Annotated in this window: 15 protein-coding genes; 3 read left to right on the top strand and 12 right to left on the bottom strand. The window is 67.1% G+C overall.

The window, feature by feature from the left end; translation table 11 throughout:
• The first annotated feature begins 88 nt into the window (after positions 1–88).
• Positions 89–1,000 carry a LysR family transcriptional regulator gene (locus tag AC5P5R_RS12640; RefSeq protein WP_012478804.1) on the top strand — a complete coding sequence of 304 codons (912 nt, stop codon included), beginning with the start codon at positions 89–91 and terminating at the stop codon, positions 998–1,000.
• Positions 1,001–1,003: 3 nt separating this feature from the next.
• Here AC5P5R_RS12640 and AC5P5R_RS12635 read toward each other — a convergent pair whose 3' ends face one another.
• The 3 genes from AC5P5R_RS12635 to AC5P5R_RS12625 all read right to left on the bottom strand — a co-directional run bounded on the left by AC5P5R_RS12635 (position 1,004) and on the right by AC5P5R_RS12625 (position 3,498).
• Positions 1,004–2,104: an NADH:flavin oxidoreductase/NADH oxidase gene (locus AC5P5R_RS12635; RefSeq protein WP_100438226.1), complete on the bottom strand. Its 1,101-nt coding sequence runs from the start codon at positions 2,102–2,104 to the stop codon at positions 1,004–1,006.
• A 121-nt stretch (positions 2,105–2,225) separates the two neighbouring features.
• Entirely contained in the window at positions 2,226–3,041 is an 816-nt protein-coding gene (locus AC5P5R_RS12630; RefSeq protein WP_100438225.1) for an NAD-dependent protein deacetylase, read from the bottom strand.
• A gap of 55 nt (positions 3,042–3,096) precedes the next feature.
• Positions 3,097–3,498: an acyl-CoA thioesterase gene (locus tag AC5P5R_RS12625; protein ID WP_005407672.1), complete on the bottom strand. Its 402-nt coding sequence runs from the start codon at positions 3,496–3,498 to the stop codon at positions 3,097–3,099.
• 152 nt (positions 3,499–3,650) lie between these two features.
• Here AC5P5R_RS12625 and AC5P5R_RS12620 point away from each other — a divergent pair, with 152 nt between their 5' ends.
• A complete protein-coding gene (locus tag AC5P5R_RS12620; RefSeq protein ID WP_005407671.1) occupies positions 3,651–4,286 on the top strand; it encodes a LysE family translocator in 636 nt (211 codons plus the stop codon).
• A gap of 39 nt (positions 4,287–4,325) precedes the next feature.
• On the opposite strand, the gene AC5P5R_RS12615 is transcribed toward AC5P5R_RS12620, so the two are convergent.
• The 5 genes from AC5P5R_RS12615 to AC5P5R_RS12595 form a co-directional block, all read right to left on the bottom strand.
• Entirely contained in the window at positions 4,326–4,583 is a 258-nt protein-coding gene (locus AC5P5R_RS12615) for a hypothetical protein (protein ID WP_005411932.1), read from the bottom strand.
• A 360-nt stretch (positions 4,584–4,943) separates the two neighbouring features.
• Entirely contained in the window at positions 4,944–5,963 is a 1,020-nt protein-coding gene (locus AC5P5R_RS12610; protein WP_005407669.1) for a ribonucleotide-diphosphate reductase subunit beta, read from the bottom strand.
• 143 nt (positions 5,964–6,106) lie between these two features.
• Complete coding sequence (locus tag AC5P5R_RS12605) at positions 6,107–8,509, bottom strand: ribonucleoside-diphosphate reductase subunit alpha (RefSeq protein ID WP_005407668.1); 2,403 nt, start codon at positions 8,507–8,509, stop codon at positions 6,107–6,109.
• 632 nt (positions 8,510–9,141) lie between these two features.
• Positions 9,142–10,242, bottom strand: a complete 1,101-nt coding sequence (gene zapE / locus AC5P5R_RS12600; protein WP_049403804.1) for a cell division protein ZapE — start codon at positions 10,240–10,242, stop codon at positions 9,142–9,144.
• Positions 10,239–10,910 carry an alpha/beta hydrolase gene (locus AC5P5R_RS12595; protein ID WP_043035413.1) on the bottom strand — a complete coding sequence of 224 codons (672 nt, stop codon included), beginning with the start codon at positions 10,908–10,910 and terminating at the stop codon, positions 10,239–10,241. Before AC5P5R_RS12595 ends, zapE begins: the two co-directional genes overlap by 4 nt.
• Before the next feature lie 43 nt (positions 10,911–10,953).
• Here AC5P5R_RS12595 and AC5P5R_RS12590 point away from each other — a divergent pair, with 43 nt between their 5' ends.
• Positions 10,954–11,811, top strand: coding sequence for an EamA family transporter (locus AC5P5R_RS12590; RefSeq protein ID WP_100438224.1), 858 nt, complete (start codon positions 10,954–10,956; stop codon positions 11,809–11,811).
• Between the two features lie 42 nt (positions 11,812–11,853).
• Here AC5P5R_RS12590 and AC5P5R_RS12585 read toward each other — a convergent pair whose 3' ends face one another.
• The 4 genes from AC5P5R_RS12585 to AC5P5R_RS12570 form a co-directional block, all read right to left on the bottom strand.
• The gene (locus AC5P5R_RS12585; protein ID WP_157803237.1) at positions 11,854–11,994 is read right to left on the bottom strand and encodes a hypothetical protein; all 141 of its coding nucleotides are present in this window, start codon (positions 11,992–11,994) and stop codon (positions 11,854–11,856) included.
• A gap of 125 nt (positions 11,995–12,119) precedes the next feature.
• Positions 12,120–13,565 carry an ExeM/NucH family extracellular endonuclease gene (locus AC5P5R_RS12580; protein WP_100438223.1) on the bottom strand — a complete coding sequence of 482 codons (1,446 nt, stop codon included), beginning with the start codon at positions 13,563–13,565 and terminating at the stop codon, positions 12,120–12,122.
• Positions 13,566–13,875: 310 nt separating this feature from the next.
• Positions 13,876–14,394 carry a c-type cytochrome gene (locus AC5P5R_RS12575; protein ID WP_005407662.1) on the bottom strand — a complete coding sequence of 173 codons (519 nt, stop codon included), beginning with the start codon at positions 14,392–14,394 and terminating at the stop codon, positions 13,876–13,878.
• A gap of 204 nt (positions 14,395–14,598) precedes the next feature.
• On the bottom strand, positions 14,599–15,207 hold the full coding sequence (locus tag AC5P5R_RS12570; RefSeq protein WP_005407661.1) for a TetR/AcrR family transcriptional regulator: 609 nt from the start codon (positions 15,205–15,207) through the stop codon (positions 14,599–14,601).

Raw genomic sequence — 15,207 nt, 5'->3', positions numbered from 1 at the left:
CCAGCGGCCGGATGATCACGGGTGCAACCGACCTGCTTGGTTCAGTACCAAGCGATACTTGGACCTTCCCGTGGCAAGCTGGTCGGTCATGAACCTGTTGCAACTGATCCGCAGCTTCACCCGCACCGCAGAGACCGGCAGCATTGCCGCCGCGGCCCGCATCCTTGGCATCAGCGCCACCGCGGTCGGCCAGAACATCAACCGGCTGGAGGCCCATCTGGGCGTACGGTTGCTGAACCGGAGTACGCGGCAGCTGGCCCTCAGCGAGGCCGGCGCGCTGTACCTGGCGCAGGTGCGCCACATCGAAGCCGACCTGGCGCGCGCGCAGGCGATGGTCACCGCCGGTGACATCGAACCGGCCGGGCCGCTGCGCATCGCCAGCAGCAGCGCCTTCGGTCGCCACGTGCTTGCCCCCTTGTTGCCTTCACTGCAGCAGCGCTACCCACAACTGCAGCTGGAGCTGCGCCTGACCGACCGCGCCGTGCAGCATGGGCCGGAAGCGGTGGATGCCAGCATCCGCATCGGGGCGCAGCTGGAGGATGGGGTGGTCGCGCGGCAGCTGGCGCGTGTTCCGTTCGTGTTCTGTGCCTCGCCGGCCTACCTGAAGGCGCACGGCGTCCCGCAACAGCCTTCCGATCTGGGCGGTCATCGCGGGTTGCTGCACCGCTTCCCCACCGATGGCCGGCCATTGCGCTGGGGCCTGCTGAAGGACGGCCAGCGCGTGGACGCCGCGCTGCCACCGAGCATGGTCTGCGATGACATCGATGCGCTGGCGACGCTGGCGGCGGCCGGTGCCGGCATCACCCGGCTGGCCGCATTCGTGGCCGAGCCGTACCTGCGCGATGGCCGCCTGCAGGCGGTGTTCGGCGCCGACACCGCGTGGCGCCCGGAACCGATGGAGGTCTACTTCTGCGTCAGCGACCGCCGCGATTTCACCGCCAAGATCCGCGCGCTGTTCGAACACCTTCAGGCCGGCATCGCGCCGGCCTGGCGGGTGTGAGCCTCAGCGCGTCTTGAACACGCCGCGCGCATCGCGCGGCTCGCAGCGCAGGTACTGTGGCGCCGGTTCCACGCTGTCGCGCAGTGCGGCAGCGGCATGCCACGGCCAGCGCGGGTCGTAGAGGACGCCGCGCGCCAGGGCCACGGCATCGGCGTGGCGATGGCGCAGGATCGATTCGGCCTGCTCGGGCTCGGTGATCATGCCCACGGCGATGACCGGCATGCGCACCTTGGCCTTGATCGCTGCCGCGAACGGCACCTGGTAGCCCGGACCGACGGTGATCTTCTGGCGTTCGTCCAGGCCACCGCTGGAGACATGCAGGAAATTGCAGCCGCGCGCGTCCAGCACCTGGGCCAGCGCTTCGCTCTGCACCAGATCCCAGCCGCCATCGACCCAGTCGCTGGCGGAGATGCGCACGCCCACGGCGACCTTGTCCGATACCGCCGCACGCACGGCGTCGAACACTTCCACCAGCAGGCGCAGGCGGTTCGGCAATGAGCCACCGTAGCCATCAGTGCGACGGTTGCTCAGCGGCGACAGGAACTGGTGCAGCAGGTAGCCGTGGGCGGCATGCAGCTCGATCAGCTCGAAGCCGAGGCGCTCGGCACGCACCGCACTGGCGGCGAAGGCGGCGATGACCTCGGCGATGCCGGCCTCGTCCAGTTCCTGCGGTGCCGGATCGGCGGCGTGGAACGGCAGCGGCGACGGCGCCACGGTGGCCCAGCCACGCGCATCGTCGGCCGGCAGCTGGCCACCGCCGTCCCAAGGGCGGTTCACCGAGGCCTTGCGACCGGCATGGCCGAGCTGGATGCCCAGCGGCATCGGCGACCAGCGGCGGACGCTGGCCAGTACCTGTGCCAACGCGGCCTCGGTGCCGTCATCCCAAAGGCCCAGGTCGGCCCAGCTGATGCGGCCACGCGGCTCGACTGCGGTGGCTTCCAGGATCAGCAGGCCGGCGCCGGATTGCGCCAGGTTGCCCAGGTGCATGGCATGCCAGTCGCTGGCGCGGCCGTCTTCGGCGGAGTACTGGCACATCGGCGCGACGACGATGCGGTTGGACAGGGTCAGGGGGCCGAACGAGATCGGCGAAAACAGCTGGCTCAAGACAGTGATGGACGACGTAGGGGATGCGTATTGCACCGCCGCACGGCTCCGGGATCAACCATCTGGATGGATCGCTGTTTCGCGGCGGCGGGTGGCCTGTAGAGTCGACTGACAGTCGACTCTACCCAGCCGATGGTTCGATAACCGACGCCAGCGCCTCAGCACAATCGCGTTCATCCTTGAACTGCAGCAGGTCGTCTGCACGGGTGCGGCCACGGTTCAGCGCCGCCACCGGCAGTCCTGCTTTGGCCGCCGCCTGCACGAAGCGGAAGCCGGAATAGACCATCAGCGACGAGCCCACCACCAGCACGGCGTCGGCCTGCTGCAGGTGCTCGTGCACCGCCTCCACCCGCTCGCGGGGCACGTTTTCGCCGAAAAACACCACGTCCGGCTTCAACACCCCGCCGCAGTGCGGGCACCCGGGTACCACGAAGCTGGAGAAATCGGTCTCCAGATCGGCGTCGCCATCAGGCGCGACGCCGGCCTCCAGCGCGTCCCAGCCGGGGTTGGCGTCCAGCAGGCGCTGCTGGAAGTCCTCGCGGCCACTGCGGCGCTCGCAGCCCATGCAGCGCACCAGGTCCAGGCGGCCATGCAGGTCGATCACGTTACGGCTGCCGGCGCGCTGGTGCAGACCGTCCACGTTCTGGGTCAGCAGCACCTGCAGCTTGCCACGGCTTTCCAGTGCGGCCAGGGCCTGGTGGGTACCGTTGGGCCGGGCCAGGCCGAAGCGCGGCCAGCCCAGCAGGCTGCGCGCCCAGTAGCGCTGGCGGGTAGCCGTCTCGCTCATGAAGGCCTGGTAGGTCACCGGTGGTGTGCGTTTCCACTGGCCGTCGCTATCGCGGTAATCGGGAATGCCCGAGGCGGTGCTGCAGCCGGCGCCGGTCAGCACGAACAGGCGCTGGGCGCGGTCGATGAAGTCGGTCAGTGGCGGGGTCATGGCTGCCAGATGGGGGCGCCGCAGCGCCCCTGCAAGCGCCGGTCGGTTGTCCGGGTCAGGCCGCCGGCAGCGGCGGCACCGCGATCGGGTGGCCTTCCTCGTCCAGCGCGATCATCACGAAGTGGCCGCGGGTGCACAGCTTGCGCTCGCCGCTGTGCAGGTCTTCGGCGACCAGTTCCACCTCCACCTTCATCGAGCTGCGGCCGACTTCAACGATGCGGCCGATGGTTTCCACCATCTGGCCGATGCGGATCGGCAGTTTGAAGTCGACCTGGTCGCTGCGCGCGGTCACCACGGTACGGCGCGAGTAGCGGGCGGCGGCCAGGAATGCGGCCTTGTCCATCCACGCCAGTGCCTGGCCACCGAACAGGGTGCCAAGGTGGTTGGTATGGTTGGGGAAGACGATTTCGGCCATGCGCACTTCGATGGGCGGCACGGTCTCGGGGATCGGGGTCATGGGGGAGCTTCAGTGTGGGGTGCTGCGGATTCTAAGCGACCGGCGTGACGGCCATCGGAATGCACGTGCAACGGTCACCCGGCAGCGGTGCCTGCGCAGGTCGCGCCTGCAGCAGGCGTTACACTGCGCCACGCCCACTGCCAGGACCTCCCATGCCCGCCACTTCCGACCTGCTGGCCTTTGCGCTGGTTTCGCTGGCCATGGTGCTCACGCCCGGGCCGAACATGATCTACGTCATCTCGCGCTCGATCTGCCAGGGGCCGATGGCGGGACTGATCTCGCTGGGCGGGGTGGCACTGGGCTTCGTGTTCTACATGCTGTGCGCGGCATTGGGCATCACCGCCCTGCTGATGACCGTACCGTTCGCCTACGACGCGCTGCGCATCGGTGGCGCGCTGTACCTGCTGTACCTGGCCTGGCAGGCGCTCAAGCCCGGTGGCCGTTCGCCGTTCGCGGTGCGCGAACTGCCGCAGGACAGCCCGCGCAAGCTGTTCACGATGGGATTCCTGACCAATCTGCTGAACCCGAAAGTGGCGGTGATGTACCTGTCGCTGCTGCCGCAGTTCCTGCACCCGGACAGCGAAGGCAGCGTGCTGATGCAGTCGATCGTGCTGGGCTCCACCCAGATCCTGGTCAGCGTCAGCGTGAACGGCATGATCGCGCTGACCGCCGGCAGCATCGCCGGCTTCCTGGCCGCACGCCCCACCTGGCAGATGGTGCAGCGCTGGCTGATGGGCACGGTGCTGGCCGGACTGGCGGTGCGCATGGCGGTGGAAGGGCGGCGCTGATCGCGGCGTGCCCTCCAGGCGATACGCCCGGCCCCGTAGTCAGAACAGTTCAGCGTGGTAGAAGCTCGGTTGTGCCGACCAGGCCTTGATATCGCCACATTGCGGCACGCTGGTGTAGTACAGGCGGATGGGAATGGCAGAGACCTTCGCACTCATCAGCATCGCGTAGGTTGCCTTGCAGACCTCGGGCGGCATGCTGAAGTCGCCTTTGCTGACGATGTTGCAGACCGCGTGGATGGGCGAGACGGTGGTCGCCACGAACACCTTGCCGCTGGCATCGATGGAAACGTTGGTCACCTTGGAATCGCAGTTCGTGCCATGGGCGAGGGGCGGACAGGCGACCAGGACGGCGAACAGTCCTCCCATCCACCCACGAAACACGGTCCTGCGGGTTGCTGTTCCAGGCACTGCAGTCTCCATTGCGACCTCCAGGGTCCATTCAGTTGCGCCACCATGGCAGGACCACGCGCACGGAAACCCGGCGCTGGGATTGTCCACGCGTCATTCCTGCAGTGGCATCTTCCTCCCCGGGCCCGGCATGGATGCGAAGCACCGCCACCACTGGCGTCCAGCGAGAATAGCTCATCCTTCTGATGCGCAACGAAAAACCCCGGCATTGGCCGGGGTTCTTCGTTGCGACAGGCCGGGCCGGTTCGATCAGAAGTTCATGTCGAAGGCGACTTCGCCCTGCACGCCGACCTGGTAGGCCGAGACGCGGCGTTCGAAGAAGTTGGTCAGTTCCTGCACGTCCTGCAGTTCCATGAACGGCAGCGGGTTGCGCACGTTGTACTTCTTTTCCATGCCCAGCTTGGCGAAGTGCTGGTCGGCACAGTGCTGCAGGTACTGGCGCATGTCGCGGGTGGAGATGCCGGCCACGCCGCCGGACAGCACGTCCTCGGCGAACTGCACTTCGCATTCGATGGCTTCGGCCAGCATGTCGTAGACCTGCTGCTTCATCTCTTCGTCGAACAGGTCCGGTTCTTCCTCACGCACCACGCGCACCGACTCGAACGCGAACTCCATGTGCGCGCTCTCGTCGCGGAACACCCAGTTGGTGCCCGAGGCCAGGCCCGGCAGCAGGCCGCGCGAACGGAAGTAGTACACGTAGGCAAAGGCCGCGAAGAAGAACAGGCCTTCGATGCAGGCGGCGAAGCAGATCTGGTTGAGCAGGAACTGGCGGCGCTGCTCGCGGGTCTCGATGCGGGTCAGGCTCTGGATCGAGTCGATCCACTTGAAGCAGAAATCGGCCTTCTTCTTGATCGAGTCGATGTTCTCCACCGCCGAGAACGCCTTGGCGCGCTCTTCCGGATCCGGCAGGTAGTTGTCGAGCAGGGTCAGGTAGAACTGCACGTGCAGCGCTTCTTCATACAGCTGGCGCGACAGGTACATGCGCGCTTCCGGCGCATTGAGATGCTGGTACAGGTTCAGCACCAGGTTGTTGGACACGATCGAGTCGCCGGTGGCGAAGAACGCGACCAGGCGGTGGATCAGGTGGCGCTCGCCCGGCGACATCTTGCTGTGCAGGTCGGTGATGTCGATCTGGAAGTTGATCTCTTCCACCGTCCAGGTGTTCTTGATCGCGTTCCGGTACATGTCATAGAACTGCGGGTAGCGCATCGGGCGCAGGGTCAGTTCAAAACCGGGATCGAGCAGCATCTGCTTGGGCTTGTCGGCCATGGGTGTTTCCTTGAATTCCTGGGTGAGCCGCCGGGCGTGGCCCGGCGCTACCGTGGGTGTTTTTCGCAGCCGAGCATGGCTCGGCTCTACAGGTGCGAGGTGTTCGAGTGCCGACCAACGGTCGGCACCCACCGCGCGGTGTGTTACTGGCAGGCCTCGCAGGCTTCCGGGTTTTCCAGCGAGCAGGCGATGGCTTCGTCCGGGCTGAATACCTTGGCCGGGGCCGCAGCGCTCACCGTGGTCTTGGCGATCTTGGTGGCCGGGCGCGAACGCAGGTAGTAGGTGGTCTTGATGCCCTGCTTCCAGGCGTACATGTACATGGAGGACATCGCGCCGATGTTCGGGCTTTCCATGAACAGGTTGAGCGAGGCCGACTGGTCGATGAAGGCGCCACGCTCGGCGGCCATGTCGATCAGCGAACGCATCGGCAGTTCCCACGCGGTGCGGTAGACCTCGCGCAGCGTTTCCGGAATCTGCGCCACGCCGGCGATGGAACCTTCGGCCAGCTTGATGGCATCGCGCATTTCCGGCGTCCACAGGCCCAGCTTCTTCAGCTCGTTCACCAGGTAACGGTTGACCTGCAGGAAGTCACCGGACAGGGTCTCGCGCTTGAACAGGTTGGATACCTGCGGCTCGACGCACTCGTAGCAGCCGGCGATCGAGGCGATGGTCGCGGTCGGTGCGATCGCGATCATCAGCGAATTGCGCAGGCCGTGTTCCTTGATGCGGGCGCGCAGGGCGTCCCAGCGTGCGGTGTCTTCCGGCACCACGTTCCAGGCGTCGAACTGCAGTTCGCCGCTCGCAGCGCGGGTGTCGTTGAACGACGGGTGCTTGCCACGTTCCTGGGCCAGCTCGCAGGAGGTTTCCAGCGCGTGGAAGTAGATCGCTTCGGCAATCTTCTTCGACAGGGCGCGGGCTTCGGCGCTGTCGAACGGCAGGCGCTTGCGGAAGAACACGTCCTGCAGGCCCATGCAGCCCAGGCCGACCGGACGCCAGCGCAGGTTGGCGCGGCGGGCGGTTTCGATCGGGTAGAAGTTCAGGTCGATGACGCGGTCGAGCTGGCGCACGGCCAGGCGCACGGTCTCGGCCAGCTTCTCGAAATCGAACTCGTTGTGCTCGTCGAAGTGGTTGCCCAGGTTGATCGAACCCAGGTTGCACACCGCGGTTTCATCGTTGGAGGTGACTTCCAGGATTTCCGTGCACAGGTTGGACAGGTGGATCACGTTGCCTGGACGCAGGGTCTGGTTGCTGGCGCGGTTGCACTTGTCCTTGAAGGTCATCCAGCCGTTGCCGGTCTCGGCCAGCGTACGCATCATGCGGGCGTACAGCTTGCGGGCGGAGATGGTGCGGTTGGCCTTGCCCTGGGCTTCGGCCTGCAGGTAGGCGGCCTCGAAGGCTTCGCCGAACAGGTCGGTGAACTCCGGCACGACGCGCGGATCGAACAGCGACCATTCCTGGTCGGCTTCGACACGCTTCATGAACAGGTCCGGCACCCAGTTGGCCAGGTTCAGGTTGTGCGCGCGGCGGGCTTCGTCACCGGTGTTGTCACGCAGCTCGAGGAAGTCCTCGATGTCGGCGTGCCAGGTTTCCAGGTACACGCAGGCCGCGCCCTTGCGCTTGCCACCCTGGTTCACTGCGGCCACGGACGAATCCATGGTCTTCAGCCACGGCACGATGCCGTTGGAGTGGCCGTTGGTCGACTTGATGAGCGAACCACGCGAACGCACGCGGGTGTAGCTGACGCCGATGCCGCCGGAGAACTTCGACAGCTGGGCGATGTCGCCGTACTTGGAGTAGATCGACTCCAGCGAGTCCTGCGGCGAGTCCAGCAGGAAGCACGAGGACAGCTGCTCGTGGGTGGTGCCGGAATTGAACAGGGTCGGGCTGGACGGCAGGTAGTCCAGGTTGCCCATGCGCTTGTACAGCGCCAGGGTCTCGGACACGTCCTCACTCAGCGCGCTGGCGATGCGCAGGAAGAACTGCTGCGGGGTCTCGATCACCTTGCGGGTGTGCGGGTGGCGCAGCAGGTAACGGTCGTACAGGGTACGCAGGCCGAAGTAATCGAAGTTCAGGTCCAGCGAGATGTCGATGGCATCGTTGAGCTTGCGCGCGTTGGTCTGCACGAAGTTCAGCAGGCGGTCGTTGATCAGACCGACTTCATGGCCACGGCTGACCGACTGCGAGAAGGCGTAGATTTCCTGGCCCGAGACTTCCTTGGCAATGTAGTTGGCCAGAAGGCGCGCAGCCAGGCGGCCGTACTCGGGCTCTTCACCGATCAGCAGGGCGGCGGTGCGGATGGACAGTTCGTCCAGCTCGCGGGTGGTGGCGCCGTTGTACAGGCCGGAAATGGTGCGGGTGGCCACGCGCATCGGATCGACGGCGTGCAGGCCTTCGGAGGAACGCTGCACCGCGCGCACGATCTTGTTCAGGTCCACCAGTTCGGTCGTGCCATTGCGCTTGGTCACACTCATCGCGTTGGCCGTCGGCGGCGACGTCAACAGGAATTCGCTTTCCTTCTCGATGGTGGCGCTGGATTCGGTGGTCACGGCGTGTGTCCTCTTGGCGTGATTGGTGGGTGCTCGATGCATCGGGTGACGCAGCCCGGGACATGACAGCCCAGGATGGCAGGACGGCGTCGCAGCGGATGAGACCCTGCGCCTGCCACTGCCGTTGACGATCGCGGATGGGTACCCGGGCATCCCTGAAATTGGGGTTGCTGCGACCGACGGCCACAAGATAGTGGGGGTGATGGGGCCCGTCAACGCCAAATGTAGTGAAATTCGGCAATCCCTTGCGCCGCAAGGATCGTGCCGCCGGCGTCCGGATCAGACGCTTCAGACCTGCCGGAACGGGCTGCGCAGTCAAGCCCGAAAGGCGTCATTGCGGTGGTACAACGCACCGCGAAAACGGAACAATGACAGCTTCACATGACAGTGATGAAACTGGCTAGGGACAACCCTGTGGATAGGTGGTGGGCAGCCGGTGGGAATCCGGTGGACGCCGGGACCGCCCGCCGGGCAGCGACCCGAGGCTGCATGTGTCGGCCAGGCCGGAGCAGCGGCCGCAGGGAAACGCCGTTGCACCCTTCCCCCGATCATTGCCGGCCAGCGGCCGGCACTACCGGAATCCCAGGGGGGGCGTGCCGGCCGCTGGCCGGCAACGTACGCCCGCAGGCCCCTCACGCCCGGTGCGGGGTACCCAGGTACTCGGCGCTCTGCATTTCGATCAGGCGCGAGGCGGTGCGTTCGAAAGCGCCCTGCAGGCGCTGGCCGGTGTACAGCTCGATCGGCGAGGTGCTGGCGGTGCAGACCAGGTTGACGTGGCGGTCGTACAGCTCGTCGATCAGGTTGACGAAGCGGCGCGCGGCATCTTCGTTCAGGCGGTCGAAGGCGGGAATGCCGCCCAGCAGCACCGTGTTGAACTCGTGCGCGATCTCGATGTAATCCGAGGGCCCGCGCGGGCCTTCGCACAGCGCGGCGAAATCGAACCAGGCAATGCTCTTGCCGCGGCCACGCACCGGAATCTTGCGGCCCTCGATCTCGATGTTGCCGGGCTTGGCCGGCTGGCCGCCGCTCAGCTCGTTCCAGCGCGTGGCCAGCCACTCATCGCTGTCGGCCGCCAGCGGTGCGCGGTATACCGGCGAGCGGGTCAGCGCGCGCATGCGGTAATCCTCGGTACCTTCGGCGTACAGCTCGACGCAGAAGCGCTGCAGCAGGCCAATGGCCGGCAGGAAGCTCTCGCGCTGCAGGCCGTTGAGGTACAGGTTCTCCACTGCGGTGTTGGAGGTGGTGACCAGGGTCACGCCCTCGGCGAACAGGCGCTCCAGCAGCCGCGCCAGCAGCATCGCATCGCCGATGTCGGTGACGAAGAATTCGTCCAGCACCAGCACGCGCAGGTTGCTGCGCCATTCCTGGGCGATCTTCGCCAGCGGGTCGCTCTGGCCCTGGTGCTCGCGCAGGCGCTCGTGGACGCTGCGCATGAAGCGGTGGAAGTGGGTGCGGTACTTCTGCTTGATCGGCAGCCCGTCGTAGAACAGATCAACCAGGAAGGTCTTGCCGCGGCCGACGCCGCCCCAGAAGTACAGGCCCTTGACCGGCTCGGGCTTCTTCCAGAACGAGGACAGGCGGTCCAGCCACCCGTCCTCGGCACTGTCCAGCAGGCCCAGGTGGATGCGGTCCAGCTCGGCCAGCGCCGCATGCTGGGCCGGGTCGTTCTGCCAGTCGCCACGGGCAACCCCTTCCGCGTACCGCTGCGACGGGGTCAGTTCCACGTCGCTCATGCCGCCGCGCCCAGCCAGTGCTTGACGCCGTGGGTCAGCGCGCCGCGCAGGTCGATCAGCTTGCGGTGGAAGAAATGGCTGGTCTCGGGCATGCGCACCAGCTCATGCGGGACATCCAGCGAGTCCAGCCACTGGTAGACAGCCTGCGGGTCGACGATCTCGTCCTGCTCGCCCTGGATCACCAGCCAACGGGCCGGCGGTGCGATGCCGTCGAAGTCCCAGCGGCCGGCCGGCGGCGCGATCGAGATCAGCGCTTCCGGCTGCAACTCGGCCGCGGCCTTCAGTGAAACGAACGCGCCGAAGCTGAAACCGGCCAGCCACAGGCGGTCGTCCGGACGCTGGCTGCGCACCCAGGCGGCGACGGCCTTCAGGTCGTCCTGCTCGCCCACGCCATGGTCGAACTCACCGGCCGAACCACCCACGCTGCGGAAGTTGAAGCGCACCGTGGCGATGCCCAGCTCGCGCAGGGTGGTGGCGGTCATGGTGACCACCTTGTTGTGCAGGGTGCCGCCTTCGGTGGACAGCGGATGGCAGATGATGGCCACGATCGGCTGCACCGGCGCATCGGCCTTGGGCAGGTCGACGACCACTTCCAGCGGGCCGGCCGGGCCGTCCAGTTCGAGGCAGGCGGTTTCGCCGGGGGCGACGGGGAACGAGTGCTTGTGCATGGCACCATGATACCGTCCCCCGCCCCTGCCCTGTGCCCGTCCCATGCTCTACCTGTCTTTGGCCGTGATCTGCAGCGTGCTGGTTTCGGTGTTGTTGAAGGTGGCCGGACGCCGCCAGCTGGATGTTTCGCAGATGGTCACCTGGAACTATCTGGTGGCGGCAACGCTCACCGCCGTGGTGCTGCGGCCGCCACTGGATGCGCTGCGCGCGCCGCACGCGCCGTGGCTGTCATTGCTGGCGCTGGCGGTGGTGCTGCCCTCGATTTTCCTGGTGCTGGGCCGCGCGGTGGCGGTGGCCGGCATCGTCCGCAGCGACGTGGCGCAGCGGCTGTCGCTGCTGCTGTCATTGGCCGCCGCCTTCCTGTTCTTCGGCCAGACTGCCACGCCGTGGAAGCTGGCCGGGCTCGGCCTGGGCCTGCTGGCAATGGTGGCCATCAGCCTGCGTCCGCGCGGACCGGCGGTGGCGTCCTCGCCCGGTGGCTGGGGCTGGCTGCTGGCGGTATGGGCTGGGTTTGCGGTGGTGGACGTGCTGCTCAAGCAGGTGGCGCTGTCCGGCACGCCGTCGATGGCGGCGGTGCTGGCCAGCTTCAGCGTGGCCTTCGTGCTGATGCTGGCGTTGCAGCTGTGGCGGCACGCCAGTGGCCGCAGCCGGTTGGCCTGGCGCAACCTCGGCGCAGGTGCGCTGCTGGGCCTGCTCAATGGCGGCAACATCCTCTTCTATGTGCACGCCCACCAGTCGATGCCGGACAGCCCGGCCACCGTGTTCGCCGGCATGAACATCGGCGTGGTGGTGCTGGGCGCGCTGGTGGGCGTGTTCGCCTTCGGCGAGGCCACCACGAAGTGGAACCGCGCCGGCCTGGCGCTGGCGGTGCTGGCGATCGGACTGATCGCCTGGGGGTGAGCGTTGGTTGCGGCGGGCCATTTCCGCGCCCGCGGTGGGATGTCACTTTTCTTTTCGCGCGAAAAGAAAAGTAACCAAAAGAAACGCGCCGCCAGCCGCGAGCCGCGAGCCGGTGCTGTGCACCGGTACCCTGCGCTTCTCGATGAACCAGGGGACGGCGCCGAACTCGCTGCGCTCAAACATCGGCGCCTCTTCGCCCCTGATTCACCTGCGATGCTCGGCTCGCTTGAAGACGGACTGGAAGATCAAAAGCAACGGCAGGATCCGTGCCGATCAAGGTCCCTCCCAGAGCAGATCCCCGCCGAACCTTATCTGTCGAAACCCAACAACAGCGGGTCGTGGTCGGAGCTGCGCCACGGGCCCTGCACGTTGCGGCCCTGGTAGCCACTGGCGTCCTGTTCGTCGGCATTGCTGTGCCACTCGGCGGCACCGCGCAGGCGCTTGGCCATGCCCGGGCTCAGCAGCGCGTGGTCGAGGCGGCCGGTATAGCCGTTGTAGACGTAGCTGTAGGGATGCTCGACCTTGGCGACCTTGAACGCGTCTTGCCAGCCCAGGTCATGCAGGGTGCGGATCGGGTCTTCCATCGCGTAGGCATTGAAATCGCCGAGCAGCACCGCGTCCTTTGCACCGGTACCGGTCGGGTCGGTCTGCAGCCAGGCGTGCAGCTGCTGCGCCGAGGTCACGCGGGTGGCGTTCCAGCAGCCCTGGTTGTCGTTGTGGTCGGCGTCGGCACCGGCGGCGTCGCGGCAGCCCTTTGACTTGAAGTGGTTGGCCACCACCACGAACGGCGCGCCCTGCTTGCCCTGGAAAGCCTGCGCCAGCGGCACGCGGCTGTGCTCGACGAACGGGCCACCGGTCAGCGTAGCCGGCTTGCCCACCGGCTGCAGGCGCGCGCTGCGGTAGATGATGCCGACCCGGATCGGGTTGTCGCCGGGGCCGTTGCCGGCATCGACAAAGCGCCAGTCGCCCTGCGCGCCACGGTCGCGGTTGAGGGCATCGACCAGTTCGGCGATGGCCGACTGCGGACCGTAGCCGTCGTTCTCCAGTTCCATCAGCGCGGCGACATCGGCGCCCAGCGCGTTGACCGTGGTGACCAGCTTGGCCACCTGCGCCTTGTGTTCCTCCAGCGTGCGTGCGCCGCGCAGGGTCGGGAAGCCACCGCCCTGGCCGTCGCCGTTGAAGAAGTTCTCCAGGTTGAAGGCCGCCACGTGCAGGCTGCCCGGCACGGTCGGCACCGCCGGACGCTTCAGCTCCGGCAGCTTCAGCACGCCTTCGACCTGCAGGCGCGGATGGCCCTGTGCGTCCACGCGCACGATGCCCTGCACATCGCGCAGCTGCATGCCGGTGCGCAGCACCGGGTGGGCCGGCAGGTAGGCCACGCTGGCCGGGTCGCGGGCATCGCTGCCGTCGTCCAGCACCAGCCGGCGGCGCTGGTTGTCGGCCATCACCTGCTCGTAGCCGGCAGTACCCGGCGCGGCCACTTCGGTGGGCTGCCAGAGACGGCCATCGAAGGCCACGGTGAGCTGGCCAAAGCGCTCAAGGCCGTCGGTACCGGCCAGGGTGAGCGGTGCGGCGATGCGCACGCGCTGGCCATCCAGCACACGCCAGTCGGCCGGCGCGGCGGTCAGCACCACGGTGGCGCTGCTGCGCGCGGCCGAGGGCGACGCGACCGGTGCGGCCTGCGGCTGGGCCTGGGCAAAGGCGCCGGCCGGCAGCAGCAGGGACAGGGCAAGGGCGAGGGAACGGCGGCGCATCAACGGGCGACTCCATGGAAGAGGCGCACAGACTAACCCTGAAATGCGAAACCCCAGCGACGCGCGCGGTTTTGGCCTTGGCCGGCAAAGCCGCCGGCGGCAGACGGAGAACGACCGCGGCGATTGGGGCGACCGGCGGGTAGAGTCGACTGTTAATCGACTATCGCGCGCAGCGCGGGCTTTTTCGGTGGCGTTGGGAAGAGCAGTCGACCAACAGTCGACTCTACTCCCTTCCCGCGGTTCCGCCATCCCGTTCGGCCGTTCCATGTTTCGACGTTTCCGCCGTTTCGCGGTTTGGCCGTCCCGGCGCCTACTTCAGGTTGCCCAGCATCCAGTCCACGGTGGCGTGGATCTGTTCCTCGGTCAGCGCCGGGTTGCCACCCTTGGGCGGCATGATGCCGCCATCCGGGCCGGTGTAGCCCTCGATGGCGTGCTTGTAGAGGGTGTCCTTGCCCTGCGCGATGCGCTTGTCCCAGTGCGAATGGTCCAGCGTCGGCGCCATGCCCACGCCGGTGGTGTGGCAGGCGGTGCACAGATTGTCGAAGATGACCTTGCCGTCCTTGGTGCCACCGTAGGCCACCTGCGAGGCGGCCTTGGCCAGCGCGGCGGCCTTGGCCGCTGCCTGCGCGGCGGCGCCGGTGCTGCCGGCATAGACCGCGCCGGTGGGCGAAATGCGCTGTTCGGTGCGCTTGGCCGCCGTCGGCGACACCTCGGGCGGAATCCGGGTGTGGATGTAGGCGGCTAGGAGGATGAGGCCGAGGGTGATGGTCGCCAGCAGCGCGATCACCATGGAGAAGCGTTTCAGGAACTCCAGATCGTAATTCCGCACTCTTCGTTACCCCTGGCTGATAGTCGTTGGACCACGGCTGAGCGACTGCGTGATGGACCGAGTATAGAACGCGCTTTGCGTGCGACAACAGGCGTCACTGCTGGTGCGGCGCAACATGCCAGGGGCTGGGGTCAGATCCCTTTTGCGGCGCAGAAGGGATCTGACCCCAGCAACAGAAGCCGGCCAGCGGCCGGCTCTACCACGTTACCGGGCGCCGATCGCGCGCAGGCAGAAGCTGCAGATCGCATCCACCAGCGCGTCTTCGTCGCGGTGCGCTTCGCGGCTGGGTGCGGTCGGGCCGACCATCGCCTCGGTGAAGGCGCCGACCAGGCAGGCGGCGGCCACATGCGCGTCCTGCGCCGGCAGCTCACCGGCGGCCACGCCCTCCTCCACCAGCCGCAGGAAGACATCCCCAAAGGCACGACGGCCACGCATGCGTTCGGCTTCCACGTCCGGGTCGACCGGCTCGACGATGAAGGCATGGGCCAGCCCCGGCCCGGCCAGGGCGCGGCGAACGAAGGCGGTGATCGCCAACCGCAGGCGCTCGCTGGCCACCTCCGGACCACTGGCGATGCGCTCCATGATCGCGACCTCGTGGGCCACCGCGGCGTTGAGCACCTCCACGAACAGCTCGGCCTTGGACGGGAAATGGCGATAGATCAGGCCGGTGGACACCCCCGCCTGGGTTGCCACGGCGGTCACCGGGGCGTTGCGCCAGCCGCCGGTGGCGACCAGCTCACGGGTGGCCAGCAGGATCCGTTCACGGGCCCCGGCCAGGCGTTCTTCCATCAGTGCAGAGCGTTTGTAGGCCAT

It is taken from the genome of Stenotrophomonas sp. YJH_SMC_19 (assembly GCF_059367915.1).
Note: the sequence above shows the minus strand (reverse complement) of the source record. Positions and strands in the feature narration are given on the sequence as shown.